At 44.1% G+C, this 21,763-nt stretch carries 15 protein-coding genes, 2 CRISPR repeat arrays and 1 riboswitch; of the genes, 9 read left to right on the forward strand and 6 right to left on the reverse strand.

What is annotated here, in order from left to right; all coding sequences use genetic code 11:
* Positions 1–2 precede the first annotated feature (2 nt).
* Positions 3–566, forward strand: coding sequence for a GbsR/MarR family transcriptional regulator (locus NSS94_RS06860; protein WP_028543060.1), 564 nt, complete (start codon positions 3–5; stop codon positions 564–566).
* 153 nt (positions 567–719) lie between these two features.
* A complete protein-coding gene (locus NSS94_RS06865) occupies positions 720–2,201 on the forward strand; it encodes a carboxylesterase/lipase family protein (protein WP_341039058.1) in 1,482 nt (493 codons plus the stop codon).
* 90 nt (positions 2,202–2,291) lie between these two features.
* Here NSS94_RS06865 and NSS94_RS06870 read toward each other — a convergent pair whose 3' ends face one another.
* The 6 genes from NSS94_RS06870 to NSS94_RS06895 all read right to left on the reverse strand — a co-directional run bounded on the left by NSS94_RS06870 (position 2,292) and on the right by NSS94_RS06895 (position 9,329).
* Positions 2,292–4,322: a methyl-accepting chemotaxis protein gene (locus NSS94_RS06870; RefSeq protein WP_341039059.1), complete on the reverse strand. Its 2,031-nt coding sequence runs from the start codon at positions 4,320–4,322 to the stop codon at positions 2,292–2,294.
* A gap of 240 nt (positions 4,323–4,562) precedes the next feature.
* Positions 4,563–5,510: a DMT family transporter gene (locus tag NSS94_RS06875; protein ID WP_340954696.1), complete on the reverse strand. Its 948-nt coding sequence runs from the start codon at positions 5,508–5,510 to the stop codon at positions 4,563–4,565.
* Positions 5,511–5,688: 178 nt separating this feature from the next.
* Positions 5,689–5,833: riboswitch (FMN riboswitch) on the reverse strand.
* Between the two features lie 122 nt (positions 5,834–5,955).
* Positions 5,956–6,651, reverse strand: coding sequence for an ABC transporter permease (locus tag NSS94_RS06880; protein WP_069011122.1), 696 nt, complete (start codon positions 6,649–6,651; stop codon positions 5,956–5,958).
* Entirely contained in the window at positions 6,644–7,567 is a 924-nt protein-coding gene (locus NSS94_RS06885; RefSeq protein WP_341039060.1) for an ABC transporter ATP-binding protein, read from the reverse strand. The genes NSS94_RS06880 and NSS94_RS06885 overlap by 8 nt, the downstream gene beginning before the upstream one ends.
* A 108-nt stretch (positions 7,568–7,675) precedes the next feature.
* Complete coding sequence (locus tag NSS94_RS06890; protein WP_341039061.1) at positions 7,676–8,620, reverse strand: sensor histidine kinase; 945 nt, start codon at positions 8,618–8,620, stop codon at positions 7,676–7,678.
* Between the two features lies 1 nt (position 8,621).
* Positions 8,622–9,329: a response regulator transcription factor gene (locus NSS94_RS06895; RefSeq protein ID WP_029516330.1), complete on the reverse strand. Its 708-nt coding sequence runs from the start codon at positions 9,327–9,329 to the stop codon at positions 8,622–8,624.
* A gap of 418 nt (positions 9,330–9,747) precedes the next feature.
* Positions 9,748–10,633: a CRISPR direct-repeat array (repeat unit 30 nt; unit sequence CTTTAACCACAACATGTGATGTATTGAAAT).
* Between the two features lie 763 nt (positions 10,634–11,396).
* Positions 11,397–12,416: direct repeats of the CRISPR family, unit length 30 nt; unit sequence CTTTAACCACAACATGTGATGTATTGAAAT.
* A gap of 367 nt (positions 12,417–12,783) precedes the next feature.
* Between NSS94_RS06895 and NSS94_RS06900 the strand changes: the two genes are divergently transcribed.
* The 7 genes from NSS94_RS06900 (at position 12,784) to cas1b (ending at position 21,760) form a co-directional block, all read left to right on the forward strand.
* Positions 12,784–13,497: a CRISPR-associated protein Cas6 gene (locus NSS94_RS06900; RefSeq protein WP_341039063.1), complete on the forward strand. Its 714-nt coding sequence runs from the start codon at positions 12,784–12,786 to the stop codon at positions 13,495–13,497.
* 21 nt (positions 13,498–13,518) lie between these two features.
* On the forward strand, positions 13,519–15,579 hold the full coding sequence (locus tag NSS94_RS06905) for a hypothetical protein (RefSeq protein ID WP_341039064.1): 2,061 nt from the start codon (positions 13,519–13,521) through the stop codon (positions 15,577–15,579).
* A complete protein-coding gene (locus tag NSS94_RS06910; protein WP_341039065.1) occupies positions 15,563–16,567 on the forward strand; it encodes a type I CRISPR-associated protein Cas7 in 1,005 nt (334 codons plus the stop codon). Before NSS94_RS06905 ends, NSS94_RS06910 begins: the two co-directional genes overlap by 17 nt.
* A 34-nt stretch (positions 16,568–16,601) precedes the next feature.
* Positions 16,602–17,402: a type I-B CRISPR-associated protein Cas5b gene (gene cas5b, locus NSS94_RS06915; protein WP_010349458.1), complete on the forward strand. Its 801-nt coding sequence runs from the start codon at positions 16,602–16,604 to the stop codon at positions 17,400–17,402.
* 123 nt (positions 17,403–17,525) lie between these two features.
* Positions 17,526–20,237 carry a CRISPR-associated helicase Cas3' gene (gene cas3, locus NSS94_RS06920; protein WP_341039067.1) on the forward strand — a complete coding sequence of 904 codons (2,712 nt, stop codon included), beginning with the start codon at positions 17,526–17,528 and terminating at the stop codon, positions 20,235–20,237.
* Positions 20,234–20,728 (forward strand): CRISPR-associated protein Cas4, encoded by a 495-nt coding sequence (locus NSS94_RS06925; RefSeq protein ID WP_341039069.1) that lies wholly within the window; start codon positions 20,234–20,236, stop codon positions 20,726–20,728. Before cas3 ends, NSS94_RS06925 begins: the two co-directional genes overlap by 4 nt.
* 18 nt (positions 20,729–20,746) lie before the next feature.
* Positions 20,747–21,760 (forward strand): type I-B CRISPR-associated endonuclease Cas1b, encoded by a 1,014-nt coding sequence (cas1b, locus tag NSS94_RS06930; protein ID WP_341039071.1) that lies wholly within the window; start codon positions 20,747–20,749, stop codon positions 21,758–21,760.
* Positions 21,761–21,763: the final 3 nt, after the last annotated feature.

A 21,763-nucleotide genomic window follows, 5' to 3' on the forward strand; every position in this document is an offset into this window, starting at 1 on the left:
GCATGAGCTTGTACCAGTTAGGTGATGAGCAGCAGGCTTCGCTGCAAAAAATTCGCAAACGTGTCATAGAAGCTATAGGTAAAAACATGGACCTGTATGGGATTACTTTGTCTGCGGGGCATTTATACGGTTTGCTTTTTTTTGCGGATAAACCGATGACGCTGGACGAGATGGGCCGTGAAATGGAAATGAGCAAAACGAGCATGAGTACAGGAGTTCGAACATTATTGGATCTGAAAATGGTAAATAAGGTATGGAGCAAGGGCTCACGCAAAGACTTGTATGAAGTCGAATATGACTGGCATCAAACCTTCACTGACTTCTTCGCTATTAAATGGAGAAAAGCAGTAGAAACAAATTTACTGGTGTTGCGCAAAGCCATTGATGAGCTGGACAGATTGATGAATCAGGGTGAAGAGTACGAGGAATTTAAGGCGATTCTTCAGCAAGATCGTATGAAAATGAAGCAGGCCGTCGCTTATTACAAGTGGCTAGATCGACTAATTGACTCTATGGAAAGCGAAGAAATTTACAAGCTGATTCCAAAAGAAGAAGTTCGGGATTAATCGCTATTTCCCTATCTTGTTTATAAAAATGCCGGAGCGCAAAAGTGCTTCCGGTATTTTTTGGTTTGGCCGTGTGCAAAGGGTATAATAGAGATATGTAAAGATTGATATTATACCGTTGTGTTGAACATACGAAATAAAGGGGGCTTCATAATGGAAAGTATTACGGTACATACTCGTTTAGGTCAATTACGTGGGGAAACGGGAAATGGATATCATGTGTGGAAAGGTATCCCATATGCACAGCCTCCTGTTGGAAAACTACGTTTTCACGCGCCCCAGCCTTTGGAGTCTTGGGAGGGTGTGCGGGCTGCGACGAGTTTTGGGCCAATCTGTCCGCAACCTATGCCATCCGCTGAAAGTATGACTGGAAATCTGGTGGAACCGCCTAAGCAGTCAGAGGATTGCTTATACCTGAACGTTTGGACACCTGCTTCGAAGACTCCTGAGAAGGGACGTCCAGTGATGGTGTGGGTTCATGGCGGTGCCTTTATCACGGGGTCCGGGATTATACCTTTATATGACGGGGAACGCATGGCGAAGAATGGCGATGTTGTGGTTGTTACGATCAATTATCGATTGGGGCCGTTAGGATTTTTGCATCTGACTCCAAAGGGAGATGGCCTGACCTCTAATGCGGGACTACTGGATCAGATCGCTGCGCTGGAATGGGTTAGGGATCACATCTCTGCCTTTGGCGGCAATCCGGACGAAGTGACGGTGTTCGGTGAATCAGCAGGCGCGATGAGTATTGCCGCTTTATTGGCGATGCCAGCAGCTAAAGGACTGTTCCAGCGTGCAATTTTGCAGAGCGGTGCGTCGCAGGTATTGCCAACTTCACAGGCCGAGCAAGTGACGGCTGTGTATCTACAGCAGCTGGGTGTGGACACTCAGCATCCAGAGAGGTTGTTTAGCCTGCCGACAGATGCGCTGATGCTAGCGATGGCGAAGACGCATGAAGTCATCGGACCAGGGATGGCGATGATCTATCAACCCGTTGTGGACGGTGTGACCTTGCCAGATGTACCCCTGTCTGCAATCGCGCAAGGTTCAGCAAAGCAGGTTTCCGTTTTGATTGGAACGAACTTGCATGAGGGGGGCTATTTCATCCGAAAAGAATCCCATCTAATGAACAAGTCGACAGCGAGACAGGCATTGGAAATGATGACGGGCATGTCAGACATCGGCGACCTGATAGAACCTTTTCCGGTTACGATTGAGGGACAGGCGCAAATGTTGACCGATCTATTTTTTTGGCGTCCTGCGTTGGCTCTTGCTGTTGCACAGTCGGCGCATGCGCCTGTATGGATGTATCGTTTTGATTGGACATTGCCGGGGCATCCTACCTTTGGACAAGCGGTTCACGGTGCAGAGATTGCGTTTGTTTTCGATAATCTGGAGCTGCTAGATAAGCTTGGATTAGAGATTCAACCTTCGATGCAGAAGCTGGCTCAAGATATGCAGCAGGCATGGGTTGCTTTTGCACGTGATGGGAAGCCAGTGCTGTCCGAGGGGGCTTGGCCGATGTACGACAGAGAAGAGCGGACTACAGCTATTTTCCATCAGAATATTAAGGTGGAGCACGACCCTGAAGGAGATAGACGCCGTCATTTAACCGGTCAGATGACCCTATAAGTAACAAGAGAGAGAGCATATCAAGAACTCAAATGTAAAAAGCCTTCGCCCGTAATTTGTATACGGACGAAGGCTTTTGTTAGTAGTAAGTTAAATCTTAAATCGCTTAACCAGCTGTTGCAAATCCTGCGCCATGTTGGACAACTCCTGTGACGAAGAGGCAATTTCCTCCATAGCTGCCATTTGTTCCTGAGCAGCAGCAGATGTTGTCTGCGAGCTGTCCGCCGAATTGCGAGACAGGCTTGCCAAATGGGTAACAGTGGCGGAGACTTCCTCTGTACTGGCTGAGATTTGTTCAGCAGCAGCGGACACACTTTGAATTTGTTCCACGATATGAGAAGTAGAGCGCTCAATATTCGTAAATGCACCTTCTGCATCTTGGCTAATACGCATACCTTCACCTACCTGGTTACGAACATTACCGTTCATGGTAGCGGTAGAGCGTTGAATCAAATCGAGCATCTGAGTAATAATCTGACTGATGGAATCCGCGCTTTCCTTGGATTGCTCAGACAGCTTGCGTACCTCTATAGCGACTACGGCAAATCCACGCCCGGCTTCGCCAGCTCTGGAAGCTTCAATAGACGCGTTCAGAGACAACAAATTGGTTTGCTTGGCAATGGCGGCAATAGCCGTATTCATCTGCTTCGCATCGTCCGAGAGCTGGGATAGCTCATCCATTAGGCTAGCCGTTTGGCTGACAGCCTCCAGAATACGGTCCATTTGGGTCCGTACACTACTGATCATTTGACTGCCTTGAGCCACATCATGCTCGGTTTGTCCTGCTGAATCCACGATGGAGCTTGCCGATTCGGCAATGGTGCTGACACCCTTCGCCATTTCTTCAACGGCATTAGCGGTCTGCTCGGATGCCTCGGCGCTGGTGGCTGCATTTTCCGCGGATTCCATAACCGTTTCCGCTACATGTTGTACGGACTCCGTCGTTTGCTCTGTGCTTTCCTTGATTATCAGGGAAGAGGAAGCAAGTCGGGAGGAGGTTTGGTTGACCTCTGAGACCATCGTATGCAAGGAATGCGTCATCTGGTCAAAATTCTGTGCCAGTTCGCCGAACTCATCCTTGCTGGATAGATTAACACGTTCGGTCAGATTTCCGTCACGGACGATGCGTGTTCCTGCTTGCAGCTTGCGCAGCGGAATTAAGAATGAGCGGACCATAAGCACAATGATGATCGCCGCGGCAAGTATGGAAATAACAATCACAATCAGGCTTTGTTTCAGAATTGGTTGGACTGCATCACTATAATCCTCCAGATCCGACAGTGCGACAATGCTCCAACCGGTGAGAGGGTCCTTAAGTGTAAAGGCCAGCATATCTCGATTCATAAATTGAATTTGCGACATGGAAGGAGTATCATTTTCGACGGTTGTCGCCACTTCGGGAAGTCCTTCTATGGCGTCAGCCGCTTTTTTGCCTGTCTTGTTGAAAGCTGTTCCAGTCCCAGATACAACTTTATGTTCAGAATCAACAATAATGAGTCCTCCGCGCTCACCAATCTTAACAGACTGCAGACTTTCACTCATTTTGTCCAGGTTCAAAGCCAGGGCAACAGCTCCTTCACCGTCCTCCAGCGTTCCCGATATATTAACGACTAAATTCCCTGTCGTGACGCTGGCAACTGGAACACCGACGAATACTTTACCCTTTTCCAGCATCGCGTTTTTGTACCATTTTCTCTCCCTGGGATCATAATCGGACTCCTGTTTTTTCGGCGAACGTATGTATTGCCCCTTCTCATTGCCGAGAAGCGCTGCATCTAGCTCGGGGTGAGCCTTGACGATAACATCTAACTTTTTCTGAAGGGTCTCTTGGTTGGTACCAATGGAATCAGAATTGATTTCAGTGGTAAGCACGTCCAGGTCTTTCATAATAGGCGCTACATACTGATTGACATTGCTCCGGATCAGATACAGATTCGTGTATACGGAACCGCCCATTTGCTGACTGAGTTGTGTCGTAGCCCCCTGATAAGAAAAGTACCCGATAAGTACGCTCGGAATCAATAACACAGCTAAAAAAGATATTATTAATCTTGTCCTCATTAAATAAAACTGCTTGAGAAACCTGTTCCACCACGGAACTGTTTGTTTTGTTTTAGTCATAGTTCTTGCTCCTCTGTGTCTGATGATCACTACATTGTTTTATTCGACATAAACCGACGAATTTTATAGATGTAATCATTGGGAAACGAGAAATAGTAGCATATTTTAGACACTTTTTTTGAAAAACAGGTCTAAAGAACTATGATTAATATTAATGCGAACACATAAAAAGCCAAATCGGAGATGCAAAAGCATCTTCACAATTTGGCTTGGGTGAGTCATGAAGGGGACATTGAACTGTTAATTTTTTTGCTGACGTGAAATCATAAAGAGCGTAATCCAGATGAGCATAAAACCAGTCAATTGCGCTACAGTAACGATTTGCTGAAATGCGATCCAATTAATCACGACACCCACCATGGGAAAGCTCAATTCTGCCATCGTAGCATAAGACGCTTTGGTCGTACTTAAGCCTTTGTAATACAGCAATAAGCTAAGAAGACCCGGAAGCAATGCCTGCAATAGCAAGTTGATAATCACAGCTGCGCCTGCCCATGTACCGGCAGGCATATTCCATGGCGCATGCTCTACAGAGGTGAGGACAATTAGCAGAGGGAGCGCCACCATGAAGCGGAGGGAGGTTACCGTTTCATATTTCATTGAACGAAGCAAGTAGCTTCCCATGACTGTCGAACCGCCCCACAGAACCGCTGCACCCAGTGCAAGTAGACTACCGACCTGGACAAAATCACGAACATGCCCGAAGGGGAGCGACCAACCGAAGGTCAGAAGATACGTCCCGAACAGAGCGACGACAATTAATAATCCAAAATGACGCGGCAGCATTTCCTTCAATATAACGCGGGCCAGAATAATAGCGACCAATGGTTGAAGCTTCTGGAGTAAGAGTACAGCATTCAGATCACCGTTGCTGAGCGCCATGGTAAAAATCACGCTGGCCAGAGCCGAGCCGCCCCACGAGACGAACAAAATAGCGAAAACTTGACGAAGCCGTACCGCTTTGAGTTCCTCACGATGCTTCCACAGCATCGGTGTCAGAGCGAGGAAGAGCAGCACATGCTCCATTAGTACAATTTGTGTTGAAGTAAATGATTTTAGCAAAATAATACGAAACAGCGGATCAGCGCCCCACAAGGCTGCCCCAATTGCGACCAGCCAAAAACCGCTTTTCATGTGGGAGCTATGATCAAAACCTTTGGATGTTAGTACAGTAGAAGATTGACTCATACTCAATTAGCTCCTTGCGAATACAGGACCGGTGGCACAAAAACCCCCGTCCATGGCGAAAGGCCATGCAAGACGGGGGTTGATCAAATAAACTTGCCGCTTTATGCAAGTTAAATGAAGTTACTGCAACTGCAAAACCCATAACGCAGCATTCATCCACTTCGCGGCATGTTGATATTTCGATCTTCTTCCATCCGGACTTTACCGTCGGCTTTGGCATCTCACCAAATCAGTCCGTATCCTGTTGCCAGATACAGAGTCGCGGGCTTAGCTCCATGAGCCATACCGCCGGTTGGGAATCACACCCTACCCCGAAGATCCTTATTCCGTTTTTTAATTTCTCCTATAGGATATACCTGTTTTAGAATGAAGTCCAGTGAAAAATGTGTGTATATCTAACAATGATTTTCATCTATTTTTCGAAAGCGTTTTACTAAGTTACATACTATGAAGTAATATCCTTATACTCAATGCGTCGAATCGCCGCATAAGCCACCAGCATTCCCAGTATAGAGAAGCCTATTTGCACGGGGGCTATGGAGCTAAGTGTAGCGCCGTTATTATTAGAGAAAAGCAATGCTACAATCAGGATTGAGGTCACAATGGTAGTAGGTACAGAGTATCTTCGCATCCCCATATACAGCGGAACCAGTCCCATAAAGCTGGCAGCAACGGCATTGATCAGCGTCCGTGCTGATTGTTGACCCAGTATCGAAAGAGTAAGGTTATCGGGTACAATCAAGACAAACTGGTTGAGCAGATGAATAGCAGCCGTAATGATTATTTCCGAAATAATAATAGACAAGAAGGTAAACAGCAGCACAACCAAGAGCTTGGCGATCATCAGCTTCTGACGGTGAATCGGATACATGAACAGGATCGTAATCGATTTGGACTTAAATTCCCCTACGATAAAGCGGCACAGGAGAACGGAGGCAAACACAATAAATGTGGCTCTGACCAGCATGTCCATGAGATCGAGAAGCTGAGTGTACTGTGTAAATTCGGGTATTCCTGTACTTTGGCTGTCCAGCGCGATGATACAGAGCAGCCCAAGAATGCATGCATTGGCGATCAGTGCTGAACGGATATAACCCGCCAGATGAAATTTTTTGAGCTCCAGTTGCATCAACTTAAGCATGAAGATCACCTCCGTTTAACAGCCGCAAAAAGTAGTCTTCCAGCGTACTGCTTTTCTGATGAATGGAATCCACTTCTATATCATTTAAAATGAGCGTCTTCGTAATTTGTTTCTGCGGTACATTTGAATCGTAAATACGTATACTCTGTTCATTGAGCACCCTTATATTATTCAGATTCAGATGATGGGAGAGGACGTAGGCCGCCTTTTTACAATCGTTGGTCGTAAATTCGATGTATTCCGTATTGGTTTCCCGCACCTGTTCCATCGACACTTCCTCAATCAGCCTTCCGTGATTAATCACGCCTACCGTATCCGCAATCTGCTCTATTTCCGCTAAAATATGACTGGACACGAGCAGAGTCATCCCATATTCCTTGCATAGCATGTGGAATAGTTGGCGGATTTCCTTGATTCCCACGGGGTCCAGACCATTAATCGGTTCATCCAAAATGAGTAGCTCTGGCTTAGTCGCAATAGCGCGGGCAATCCCGAGACGCTGTTTCATTCCCAGTGAAAAGTCTTTTACCGACTTGTCATCCGCATTCTGCAAGTTTACTAATTCCAGGGCATCCCGAACAGCCTGCTTATTATAGTAGCCCATGTATTCACAATGAAGTTCGAGATTTTGCTGCGCCGTCAGCCTATCATAAAAAATCGGGTATTCAATAATCGAACCCATACGTCCGAGCAGATGATACGACTTTGGCGTTAATTTCTCACCGAATAATTCAATTTCACCCGATGTCGGCTTGAGTAAATTCGTAATCATTTTCATCATCGTTGTCTTGCCTGCCCCGTTAGGGCCGAGAAAGCCATAGGTTTCTCCCTTGCGCACATTCATACTGACTCCCGTTACAATTTCGTTACCCTTCAGGGCTTTGGTCAACTGATGTGTACGTATTACGTAAGTCATGGGTGTTCTCCCTTCGTATATTGCTGATAATTCAAGGATAAAGGGCGAAATGTTCATTTTTCTTTCGTGATTCTTACAAATTTATTAAGTTGAGCATGTTGAGTCCGATTAATAGTTGATTTTCTTCAATGTAAAAGAGAAGACCGTCCGCTCATAAGGTTTACTAGTCAATTGAATTTCTCCGTTCATCGTTTCAACCAGACGTTTGGCAATCGTAAGGCCCAGTCCGCTGCCTTGTACCGCCTTATTGCGGGAGTCCTCCAGTGTGTACATGCGTTCAAAAACTTTATCCTGCTCAGATTCCTGTATGCCTTTTCCACGATCCCATACCTCTATACGCACTGTATCCTGCTGTTCCGATAAAGTCAGACCCAGCGTCCGTCCGTCTGCCCCGTAGCGAATGGCATTCGAGATCAGATTGTTCAGCACCCGTCCAATCGCTCCTTCGTTCCCCAAGGCATGAATGGGGTGCTCCGTGATCTCAATATGTACAGTAAACCCCTGTGCGGTCAGCAGGTCATAAAACTCTAAAATGCTGCGTCTGCACAGTTCTCCCACTTCCAGTCGTGTCAACGGAATATCCGTATCATTAGCTTCCAGTTTCGCCAAATTAAAAAAGCTTCCGATCAACTCAATCGCTTCGCTTGTCTTTTGATGAATTTTGGATAGCAGCTTTATACGTTCTTCCGGCAAAATAGTCGGATCGCCATCCAGCATCTCGGCATATCCAAGCACAACCGTAAGCGGGGTCTTGAGATCGTGTGAAATGTTCGAAATCATTTTGCGCATAGCAATTTGGCTACGGTTGTAATCTGCAGACACTCTGAGATTCAAGTCCAGCAGTCGATTAATTTCCGTCATGAGTCGTTGCAGTTCAACGTCACCTGTGACATATAGCAGCTTTTCCGCATGATTCACCGTCACTATTCGCTCTAGTAGGGCTCGGATATCCCTTATTTTGCGCTTATTGGCCATACGCTCCCGCCAAAGCCATACTATAACGACTGACATGATGAGACCGACAATCCATTCAGAAATGTTTTCGATGTTCATATCAGCCATTCTCCCATTTGTAGCCAATGCCCCATAGCGTTTTAATGTGGACAGGATGAGAGGGATCTTCTTCAATTTTCTCACGCAGGCGGCGAATATGGACGTTAATCACGTTCTCGTCGCCCATATAATCGTCCTTCCAAATAAATCCGTATAATTGTGCTTTTGTAAATACCCGGTTTGGATTGGCTACAAACAGCTTCAAAATATCGGATTCTTTGGCTGTTAGCTGAATTTCGTTTTCATTGCGTATGACTGTAAAATGATCAAAATCAATGCACAGACTGCCGTAGGTCAAAACTTGTGCTTGCGGCTGTTCCTCCTGCTGTTGCTGACGGGCATATGTAGTAGATCTGCGGATCGCGGACTGAATACGAGCGGTCATTTCCAGCATTGAAAAAGGTTTGGCAATATAATCGTCTGCCCCAAAGCCCAGTCCAAGCGCTTTATCCACGTCGCTGTCCTTGGCTGACATAATCAGAATCGGGACGGCGCTATGGGTACGAATTCGTCGAATCACCTCCATACCGTCCACCTTCGGCATCATCAAATCCACCAGTACCAGATCATAGGTATGACGTTCAAAGGCAAGAAGCCCCTCTTCCCCGTCATAGGCAGTGGTTAGGCTGTATCCTTCCTTAGTGAGTGCTTTAAGTAGCATTTCGGCAATGGATAGATCGTCTTCAATAAGTAAAATATGCTGTGGCATAGGTGTGGAACACCCCTAATTTTTAGATTAAGCTCGTGTGACGAACTGTACCTGAATTATATAGAGCAGTGGAGGGGATTTCCATAAAAAATATTCATTGAAGTTGAGTGGGGAATATTCATAGAAAGTTAAAAGGGTGTTTTTCCCGATGCATTGGCTTTATTTCAAGAATGAATTCCGCGGTGTACATCCAATGATGTTCCTAATAAATTAAGGTATTTCATTAAGCGTTGTAGGTGATTTTTTACCAACCTCTTAAAAGGGTGAGACGTAGAATTTCTTAGAGGTGCAAGGGTTTTAGACGTTTTTCTCTACAATCAGAGGGTAGGGGTCTACGGTTGGGAAAAAAATTGCGAAACCCTTGTGGCTGTAGTAAAATAAGCACATTATTAAAACTGAAAAGCTTGATTCTACTAGCCTTTAACCACAACATGTGATGTATTGAAATACCGTATGATCCACCCCATGCTGTACGACCTGTCCGGCTTTAACCACAACATGTGATGTATTGAAATTTGCGATCCTCTGGCATATACAAATACTGACCGGAACTTTAACCACAACATGTGATGTATTGAAATAATTTAATGACACACTTAAAAATGCGCAAAACGGAGCTTTAACCACAACATGTGATGTATTGAAATCATTGCTGCGAGCTGCCGCCATCGTCGCCACCGCCGCTTTAACCACAACATGTGATGTATTGAAATTGAGCTTGCCCAGGGTAATAACCAGGAAAACCACTCTTTAACCACAACATGTGATGTATTGAAATACGTAAAATTTAACGAAGATACGCGTTTCGGTTGCCCTTTAACCACAACATGTGATGTATTGAAATGGATTAAGGATAGGGGAACTGTGTGCTTTAGACAAGCTTTAACCACAACATGTGATGTATTGAAATATGGTGCATGTATTGGAATGTCCGGCTGCTATGGCGCTTTAACCACAACATGTGATGTATTGAAATTGCCTTGTTCGGTACCGATACGGTCAAGGGTCGTCCTTTAACCACAACATGTGATGTATTGAAATTAAATCTGTGAGCCAATAGCGAAAGCTTTCATTTGACTTTAACCACAACATGTGATGTATTGAAATTAACGTTCTTGACGCTGTGCAATGGAACTAGCTCCTTTAACCACAACATGTGATGTATTGAAATAGGCTTAACAGCCTCTTACCCCATACCCATATATACCTTTAACCACAACATGCGATGTATTGAAATTTGTAGAGGAAGGTTCGCCCTGTTAACGGAGATTCACTTTAACCACAACATGAGATGTATTCAAAATACTCGGCCTCGTTTCTGATAAAGTGTTTTGTTCGATGCTCAACAATTAAAATTATTTAGCTTCATCCTTCCATGAACTTCATTCCTTTTTATTGAAAAAAGCCTCCTAAGCCACTTATAGTGGTCAGGAGGCTTTTGACATTTGCATGCATTAGGGTACTAATATATTTTTTAAATCTCAAATTTTGAAAACGTGATTTATATAAAGAACTTCAGAAAAGCAAAATTGCATTGTCATTTTTATAATTATTTTTGTAAGATATTTTAGTAAACATCGTGAATAATTCAAATTAATCGATACTGCCTGTTATTTTGAAATCGTTGTTTGCTTTTTTTTGGTAAGCTTGGTATTGGGGTCAGCTACTAATTGGGTATTCAGAAAGAAGTAGCTCATAGCCATTAGTAAGAATATTTCCGAACAAAAAGTAAAAGAAACATCGGATGTTACGGTCATAGTCTAGTTTCAGTATTTTAAAACTAGAAATATAAATTTAAATACACAAGTGTTTTATTCATTATGCGCATTTTTTCTGATGCATTTACATTATACTCTTAAGTAAGCGATCTCAACATAGACCAAAGGTCTATGTTTTTCCCAACCTTATAAGAGCTAGAAAGAGGTAACTCCTTAGATCACCAAGGGATACAGCTATTTTTCTTAGCACTTGGCAAGAAGCGACCTACGGTTGGGAAAGAATTGCGAAACCCTTGTGGCTGTAGTAAAATAACGACATTGCGATTTTGGAAAGTTTGATTTTACTAGCCTTTAACCACAACATGTGATGTATTGAAATCTCGATTATTTGAAAATGACATGCATTACTTGCCTGACTTTAACCACAACATGTGATGTATTGAAATTGAAGTTTAAGACCATGTTCACGAGATGTTGCCAAACTTTAACCACAACATGTGATGTATTGAAATCCTATAGCCGCATTGCTCGCTTCACCCTGCTCCTTCTTTAACCACAACATGTGATGTATTGAAATAAGGCTTAGATAATGGAATCACTCCATCTGTAACTGCTTTAACCACAACATGTGATGTATTGAAATGTACGAACGCCCCCAATACAACAGCAAATTAAGCATCTTTAACCACAACATGTGATGTATTGAAATGGTCGAGTGTATATCTGGACAGTACAAATATATTCACTTTAACCACAACATGTGATGTATTGAAATAAGGCAAGGATCTGCGGGCTTGTCCCTCCAAGTGTCTTTAACCACAACATGTGATGTATTGAAATGTAATAAATGAAAACTGTTGCTGGGTAGCAGCCGCCCTTTAACCACAACATGTGATGTATTGAAATCACTATTCACCTTAGACAATGATGAAACCATTGGTACTTTAACCACAACATGTGATGTATTGAAATACCTCCCCACCGAGCAACGCGAACACCTTATAAACACTTTAACCACAACATGTGATGTATTGAAATTACGTTGTCCACTCCACTTCCACCTTCGTAGACTTGCCTTTAACCACAACATGTGATGTATTGAAATCCGAGATATGTGTGCAGAGTCTCCACAACGTTTGGACTTTAACCACAACATATGATGTATTGAAATGTGCGCCCTTCAGCAGAATTCAGACTAAACTTTTCTCTTTAACCACAACATGTGATGTATTGAAATATGGCTATTAGGTCGCTTTCGAAAAATGAATACCTACTTTAACCACAACATGTGATGTATTGAAATCGATATGCCTCGATAGCTTTTCTAGCATCTTCTGCACTTTAACCACAACATGTGATGTATTGAAATTCGGTTGCGCCAGTCAGTGCTTGAATCGTAGACATTCTTAATCCACAACATGGATGTATCGAAATAAGAAATTGTACGTTTCATTTATTTTGGTTGCTATCCTTCAACTTCAACATAAAACGTACTAAGTCCTAAGCAGTGAAGAGGGAAGAAGTTCTGGAGAAGCGTAAGTAGCCACCTCTATTCCGATTTTAATCCTCGACGGGTTTATACAATCCAGAAAATCTGGGGATAACAGCGACCAAAAGGGCAGTCTGCACGTGTAGCAATTTAAGTACCGTTACATCTAATTTTAAAATAAGAATTATAACGAGAAAAATATTTACAAATCACGGATTGAGGTCTATACTCTATATCAAGTTAGGAGGTGAATATCTTGTATTTTGAAATTCAGATAACAACGTTAATGAAACAATTATCTCACCATCTGGAGATACCGGAGCGTATCGGAGCCTGGATTGGTCGAGCGGGGCTGAAAGATGAAACATTAAAGCAGGCGCACTACGATAAGGAGTACAAGCATTATACATTCGGATCGCCTTTTCCGCGTGAAAAGGTGGGGGTATACAAGCAAGGTCGTGTATATGTCATTACGATCCGCAGTTCCTTAGAGATTACGTTACGTCGAATATCGGCAGCACTGCAAGCCTTACAGGAGGATGAATATTTCCAGTTTATCGCTGCATCCCCCGTGCAATCTAAAAAGTTGGTGCATATCACCGAGCTGACCACTGTCACCCCTGCTATTGTGACCATTGAAGGCAAGCCGTGGGTACCCGGCCTGAGTGTAGAGCTTTTACTGCAACGGATTCATGCTAACGCGGAGAAGAAATATAATCATCTGTATCCAGATCAGCCTATTCGACTGGAGAAGCCTTTTGTGGAAGGGATTCAGGTGTTGAACCATAAACCGATTGCCTTAGCCTATAAAGGACGTAAGCTACTGGGTAATAAACTACGGCTGCTTGTCAGAGCAGACGAACATTCACAGATGCTGGCGAATGTTGCGTTAGGCTCAGGAGCGGCAGAAAAAAATAGCATCCTTGGGGCAGGCTTTTGCATCGCCAAGGGATTGGAATAACTCGGAAAGGAGGCGCAAGGGATGCTAAAGGATTTGACCAACAGCTATCTATTGGCAAAGAAAGAGTTTCCGAACATTACATTTGATAGGCACCGCCCTAAGGAAGGGCTGTATATTCGCCTGCGATTAGATCAAAGCTGGAATGAACAGGTCAGCCAGTTTGAAAGCGAGCATATGATCATTACTAAAGAAGAACCTGATCGAGCACGTGGGAAGCTTTTTGAATGGTTCCAACAAAAAGATTATGTGAGTTCTCTGATCTCCATGAACAAAGCCGTAGATCCCGGCAAACAGCTTCATTCCAATAATCCGTACACCCTATATGCAAAAAGGGATGTTTTTTTAGCTGAGCCACTGGCAGATAGAACCACCGGGATGAGCACGTATCTTGCCCGTTTTCTGGACAAGACTCAGGCAACAGAGGTACAGAAGAAGTGGGACGATCTGATAGGTACCAAGAAGACTAGCAGTAAGAAAGTCAGTAAGAAAAGCAGCACGGAGACTATCTTCGCCAGTCCTACGCAGCAGTTTTTCTCCCAAACCGATTATGCTCCGGCACTGGAATATCTCGTAAGTGAGCAGCGCCAGACAAGTATTGCACAGATTGAACAATGGTACGCTACAAACCTGTCGGTTCTCATTGAACATATCCGAACGATTCCTTTTAAGAATTACGTTAAAATCTTTTTCACCTCAGAATCTACTCCAATTCACTCATCAATGGATCACCCATCTAACGAAACTTCCAGCTTGTATTCATGGGACGAAATGTATGGCTATGAATATTTGCTATATACCATCCCAAAAATCTTTAATAGTAATGACTATAACCAAATGGTAGACGGAGCTTTGACAGGTCTTCCCGGTTTTAACATGAGCATGAACAGTAAGAAGCCATATTTGGAGCATAAAACAATGCGCGTTGGTGCGCCTGTCCGCTTATCATTGGAGGAAGCATTACGGGTAAAGGAAGCGACCGAATGGCTTATTTCTCAACCTAAGTTCAGAATGAACAAGTTTAGCTATTATACGGATTTTTCCAAAAGTATCTCGGACGCAGCAGAAGGCTACTTTTTTATTTACGTGGAGGGCAAGGATAACGAAATACAGGACTATGAAAATGTACCTTTTTCCAAACAGGTTTATGTTAATATTCGGCTCAAGAATGCACTGGGTCTGATGACCAAAAATAACGATGGCGAAGCGTTTGTGAAGGATTACGGCTATCTGGAAAATGTGGAGCAACTGCAAAAGGAAATCAGCAGACGCTTTTTTCGCGGACGGATGAACGGTGATTTTCTTCAAGATGAGCCGAAGGCGAGAGAAAAGGATTTTACCAGTGGGATGGTTGCATTATTTATGCAGAGCAAAAAGGGCTTCCATGACTGGTTTTTCAAGGGAACGACCGCCACGATCCGTTCTCAATTTGCACGGGTAACGCTTCGTCTGTTGGAGGAACAGCTACTGCGGGTAGAACCAGCAGGGCAAGAGAAGTCGAAGCTGGATCTGAGTGGGTTGGCCGATGCGATGAATGTAAGACTTTCGCTAATGGCTCATTTGGAAGGGGAGGAATACACAGCTATGGGAAATCGTCTGATTGAAGTGTCTAATAAACTCAAAGAAAAGCTAGACACCTTGGATAAGCGGAAACAGAAGGAAAACGCAGATGGAGCAGGGCAAACGGAACAGACAGCCTATCCAGAGCCGATCTATGTAGTAACAGATGATGAGTTTTATTATTTGGCGGGACAACTTGCTTTTTATTTGAAAAGTCAGTCTGAAGCCCAGCAGAAAAAAGGAGATTTACTCGGGCCTTTTTTCATGGCAAAGCGCAGCGCACAGCTCAAAAAACGGATCGAAGAAGCGTATTATTTGCATCGCCACAAAATACTGCTGCAATATACTAAATTAAATTGGGCTTTAGCGAATGTGAACGCCTACCAGCCAGACAAAGAATTCCAGCATGAAGATGCAAGGGAAATGTTCCTGGCGGGGTTATTTTCGGACAACTGGTTCTGGAAAAAAGGCGAGAACGAGAAACCAAGCAGCGAAGGGGAGAACGGACATGGCGAAGAAAACTAATCGTGTGGTAGGACTAATCGGGATTGTCAGCCGGATGGCGAACTGGAATGCAGACTTTAGCGGGCAACCAAAGACAACCAGCACGGGCCAAATTTTTGGTAGCGACAAGGCGTTAAAATATAGCATCAAGCGCTTATGGGCAGAGGAAGGACAGAAGGTACTGTATATTCGTTCGTATAAAGTGAGCAGTGGCAAGGACAAGAAGGCGGACAAGGTAAAGGATGCGGACAAAGGGAAAGAAGAGAAGCTCCAGCCGCGTAATCTCGCAGAGCGTTATGAATATCTTTTCGGTGAAGAAGTATCCAAAAATTCACGTGAAGTGCTGAGCAAGCTGTTTCAATGTGTGGATGTGATGAATTTTGGTGCAACGTTTGCGGTGAAGGATCAGAATATTGGTCTTGCTGGTCCGGTACAAATTGGTCAGGGCTTTAATAAATTTGATTGGTCAAATCTGGAGGTACAGGATATTTTATCTCCGTTTCGTAACTCAAATGAAAAGAGCGAGGACAATGACGCCACCTCGATTGGTAAAAAGAGAACGGTGGATGAATCCCATTATGTATATCCTTTTTCCGTCAATCCGAAGCATTATGATCACTATGTGGAATTGCTGGCAGCCGAGGGCTTTGAAGGATATACGGAGGAAGCATATCAGGCTTTCAAAACGGGAGCTTTGACCGGGGCTACTTTGCAAAATACCAACAGTAAATCCGGTGCGGAAAATGCTTTTGCCTTATTTGTGGAATTTAAAGCAGGGAGCCCGGCGTATTTACCGAATTTGGACCCTTATGTGAAGGCAGATAAGGACAAGGATGGAGAGCAGACGGTTTATGATTTGTCGGCCCTTGCACCGCTTTTGAACGATGTAAACGAGGAAATTGAAACGGTAGAATTATACGTTAATCCGTATGCATCGCGTGTAGAGCTGGATTTTCCGGGGCTGCGGACGTTTAACATCTTTACGCGCAGCGAGCTTCCTCAAGGCTAGAGGATGATTACATCGGGGAAGGAGGGAAGAAAGCATGCAGGCTTTATGCTTTGAGTTGAGCGGAGAAACAGCGTTTTTTAAAAAGCCGGATGTTAACGTATATGCGTATTTTACATACAGTCATATCCACAAGGTTGCATTATATGGCTTGCTCGGTGCGGTACTCGGACTTGGCGGCTATACGCAGCAGTATGAACGGAATATGGCGTTGGGCGGTAAAGCCAAACAGGATAATCCGGCGATGCCGTACCCTGAATTTTATGAGGTGTTTCGTCATGCATCGGTGAGCATCGTGCCACACGGGGATCGAGGATATTTTTCGAAAAAAATCCAGATTTTCAACAACACAGTCGGTTATGCAAGCCAGGAAGAGGGCGGTGTGCTGAATGTGCGGGAGCAATGGTTGGAGCGTCCACGCTGGACGATCTACGTGGCAGATGATGGGGGCGTAGATCGGGAGGTATTTGATCGGCTTGCAGATTATGTACAGCATTCCAAGGCTGAATACATTCCTTATCTGGGGAAAAATGATCATCCGGCTACGATATCCAAGGCTCGATTAGTTGAGTTGGAGCCAGCGAGTGAACCGGAATATATCGACTCCCTCCGGGCTGCACATGTACTTGTAGATACGGGAGGATATGTGAAAGATGATCAGATGCAATCCTACTTGCAAGAGTATCTCCCCGTAGGGCTGAATACAGCCAACAACGGTTACATTCTGGAGCCGCTTGTATTTTCTAATCAGGAAATTGATACAGATGAGCTGAAAGCCGAAGATCTACAAAAAATGTACCGGGATGCTGACAATGACCGCACCTTGTATTTTATCTAAAAAAAGGGCAGTCGTTTTCATAGATGGAATCAACACCGGGTATTCTCCATTGTCAGGATGGGGAGCGCCCGGTTTTTTATATGGATTTTTTAAATTGTACCCAAGGAAAAGAGGGAAGACGATTTGCGTATTCATGTATCCATACAGCATTGGCTAACGGAGGAAGGGAAAGGGAGGCTGAAGGCGCACACGGCAAAAGAAGAGGGGCTTCAACAGGATGAAATGCTGGAGGAGCATAGCGATCTGGTCATGCATCATGCTGAGATACTGATGAGGGATAATGGTGTGGAAGCTGCGGTACATAGGGCACTGGATCGTCTCGGCATAGATGGAGAACCGCTGGATGAATCATTAAGGCAAATGATCATGTACTATTTTAGACAAGCCATTTATTTGCATGATCTTGGCAAGGTGAACCCGGCCTTCCAACGTATCAAAATGAAGAACAATGAAGTTAAAAGGAACGCTGAGTTGGGAGACAGTAACCATTCCATGCTGTCTGCTGTGCTTTACTTGCATATTCATTTACGGCAGGTGCAGGAATGGCATGATACAACAGAGCTGTATCCAAACCGTAAGAAGCATAAACGCAAAGTACTTGCATTCCTGCATCATCTTTTATATTCATTCTCATATACGATCTCCCGCCACCACACGTACCTGGGAAATATGGATGAAGATATGGGAGGGCAGGTCAACGAATTTGAGTTAAAAATAAAAAATCAATATAACCGGGTCAAAGAGAATTCTGATTACATTCGCTATTATCGTGATCAGCAGGACTTGCTACAGAACGATAACGTATTTGGGTGCATCCGTCTGGAAGGCAATAAACGTCAGAATAAAATACACAGGCCTTTTCCTTTCTATGTGTTGGTCAAGCTGCTGTACTCCACGATGGTCGCATCGGATTTTCGGGCGACGTATCAATATATAGAGCAGCAAGTGCCGGAGATGCATTATTTTGGAGAACGTCTACCACTGGAGCCCATGCTGGAGGCTTATCGTCAGACGGGAATTGTGCAGGGGATTGAGTCCTATCGCCAAAATCCTGATGCCTCTGGCTTGTCTGAAATGAATCAGCTACGAGCGGCGTTGTTTATCGAAACGGAAAAGCGGTTGTTAGAGCGGCTGCAAGAGCCTGTTTTTTATCTCGAAGCTCCTACTGGTTCAGGTAAAACCAACATGTCTATAAATTTGGCACTACATTTGCTGAATAACGGCTTGGGACTGAATAAGTTAATTTATGTATTTCCGTTCAACTCTCTGATCGAGCAAACGAGACAGACGCTGAATGGGATTTTCCACAAGGAGCAGGTAAACGGCTATCAGGTGGAAGTTATTAATTCGATTACTCCGATGGTGACCGAGGAAGAACTAGAGGCAGAAGCTACTTTGGAAGGGAAGGACCAGGAGCCAGACAACACGGATTTCAAAAGGGTGCTGTTGGAGCGTCAATTGCTGCAATATCCGGTGACACTGACTTCTCACGTGAACTTTTTTAATTATCTATTTGGGACAGGACGAGAGGCCAATCTAGCATTCGCCCATTTATGCAATAGTGTCATTATACTGGACGAAATCCAGAGCTACCGAAATGAATTGTGGAAGGAAATTATTCATTTTCTGCGATCCTTTGCGGATATTCTAAACATTAAAATTATTATCATGTCCGCTACCTTGCCAAATCTGGATTTGTTACTGGAGCAGCGAGATCATGAGGAAGCAATACAAACCTATACACTGGTGCAGAACCGGGATCGTTATTTTGCCCATTCGTTGTTTAGAGAGCGCGTGAAGCTGGATTTTAATTTGTTGAAACAGGGCAAGATGCAGCCGGAACAAGTATTGGAGCATGTTGAATCTGTAATTAAGCAGCGAGAGCGGGATGGGCAAGGGAACAGGGTTCTGATCGAGTTTATCAAGAAAAAGACGGCACGCCAATTTTATAATCTGCTGCTGGAGCAGAATTTGGGCTTGGACGTCTATGAGCTTACCGGGGATGATAGCTTCTCCTATCGCCAAGAGCTGTTGCAGAAATTGGGGAAGGACGAACATGGGAGGTTTTATCTGAGTGATGTGATCGTTGTAGCAACACAGGTGATTGAAGCCGGGGTAGATATTGATATGGATGTGGGCTTTAAAGATATTTCTTTGCTGGATAGTGAGGAGCAATTTTTGGGACGACTGAATCGTTCTTGTCTGCGTGACTATTGCCAGGCTTATTTCTTTGATTGTGATCAGGCGAGCGGTATATATAAAAATGACTTGCGTGTTGCATTTGATCTCAAGGAAGAAGCGTATCAAAAAATGCTTGAAAGTAAGGATTTTAGTGGATTTTATGAGAATGTTATTCATGAAATCAACAAGTCTCGTGAAAAACCGGATCAACAGCATTGGAGCGACTTTACACAAAAAGTGCAGGAACTTCAATTTCCAGATGTACAAAAGCATATGGACCTCATTCCTGATCAAAGTGTGACGCTATTCCTGAACTATACCTGTCCAATGAAAGACGCTCCCCCGCTTAACGGTCAAGATGTGTGGGATGAGTTTGTTAGATTGTCAGACAAGCGGTTGGAGATGGACTATTCAGAAAGAATGATTCGCTTGTCCGTGGTGCGTGCTCAAATGAATAACTTTACTTTTATTTATCCGGTTCCCCACATGTATACAAAATGGGGAAAGGTAAAGCCGGGGATATACACTTATAGTGTAGGTACTTTGTATTTCGTGGAGCAGGGTGAACAATATATGGATATGGATGAGAAGACGAATACCAAGAAGTTTAATCGTGCCAGGTATAAGGAAGATGAAGAGAGGCTTTTGCTATGAGAATTACCGGAACGATGGTGAACTATTATGTACACTGCCGTAGACAATGCTGGTTGTTTGCTAGCGGCATGAATTTTGAGGATGACAGTGAGGATGTACGAATCGGCAAGGTCATGCATGAGTTGCAAAGTGAAGGGAAGAAAAACCGCGAAGTTGCAATAGAGGGCATCAAAGTGGACAAGCTGACCAGCGACTATGTGACCGAAATCAAAAAGTCTGACGCTGATGTAGAGGCAACGAAATGGCAGACGCTGTATTACATGTATGTACTCAAGCAAAAAGGGATGGAGCGTAAGGGAAAAATCCAGTTCAGCGAGCGCAACAAACAGGCTAGTAAAACGATAGAGCTGGAACTGGATGAAGCGGCAGAACAGGCGATGGAGCAGTTGTTGGCTGAGTTGGAGCAATATTTACAGCAGGAGCAGCCCGATCCGGCGATACGTGAGAAAAAATGTACCCGCTGCGCCTATCTTGCCTACTGCTTTTTATAAGAAAGGAGGACGACAAAAATGTCCAAAACAGCGCCATCTACTAGATATATACGTACTCCGGGCACTTTGGGACGTGAAGATAATTCACTGACATTTCGGAGTGAAGAAAGAGGGATCGTACACCTGCCGATTCATGGATTGAAGGAGCTATATTTGCTGAATGAGATAACGTTGAACAGCAAGCTCCTGTCTTTTCTGTCGATGGCAGGGATAACAGTCCATTTCTTCGATTACTATGGTCATTTTAGAGGCACCTTTTATCCGAAGGACGCAAGGGTGAGCGGTAAGGTTAAGCTATTGCAAGCGAAAGCCTGTTTGGAGAGAAGAATACCTATTGCTGCTGCTTTTATTGGTGCCATTGCAGCTAACATCCATGAAGTGCTGTATCACTATTATAAACATGGCAACAAGGAGATCAAACCCTATCTGGACTGGCTGAAAAAAGATGTACCACGATTATTAGATAAAATGGAGGATATTCCGAGACTGTTGAGTGTGGAAGGGGAGATTTGGAGACGGTTTTACGACACATTTAAGACGTTCCTGCCCGAAGACTTTAAAATGAATAAGCGGGTCAAGCGCCCGCCGGACAATCCGCTGAATGCACTAATTAGCTTTGGTAATACCATTTTGTACACGAAAACGATTTCGCAAATTTACCATACCCATCTGGATCAGAGTATCAGTTTTCTGCATGAACCGAGCGATCGACGATTTTCTCTCAGTCTGGATTTGTCTGAGCCGTTCAAGCCATTGTTGGTGCACCGCACTATTTTTGAATTGGTGAACAACCGAAGAATACAAGTTAATAAGCATTTTGAAAAGGATTATAATTACTGTATTTTAAATGGAATGGGTCGCGATGTATTTATCACCGCGCTTGAAGATCGGATGAAGCAGGTGTTCGATCATGGCACACTTAAACGGAAGGTCAGCTATTTATCTGCTATTAAATATGATGCTTACAAGTTAAAAAAGCATATCGTCGAAGGAACGCCTTTTGTTCCCTTTTTGGAAAAGGAAAAGAGGTAAGGG

The sequence above is a fragment of the Paenibacillus sp. FSL L8-0644 genome (genome assembly GCF_038008165.1).
GTDB classification, from domain to species: Bacteria; Bacillota; Bacilli; order Paenibacillales; family Paenibacillaceae; genus Paenibacillus; species Paenibacillus polymyxa_D.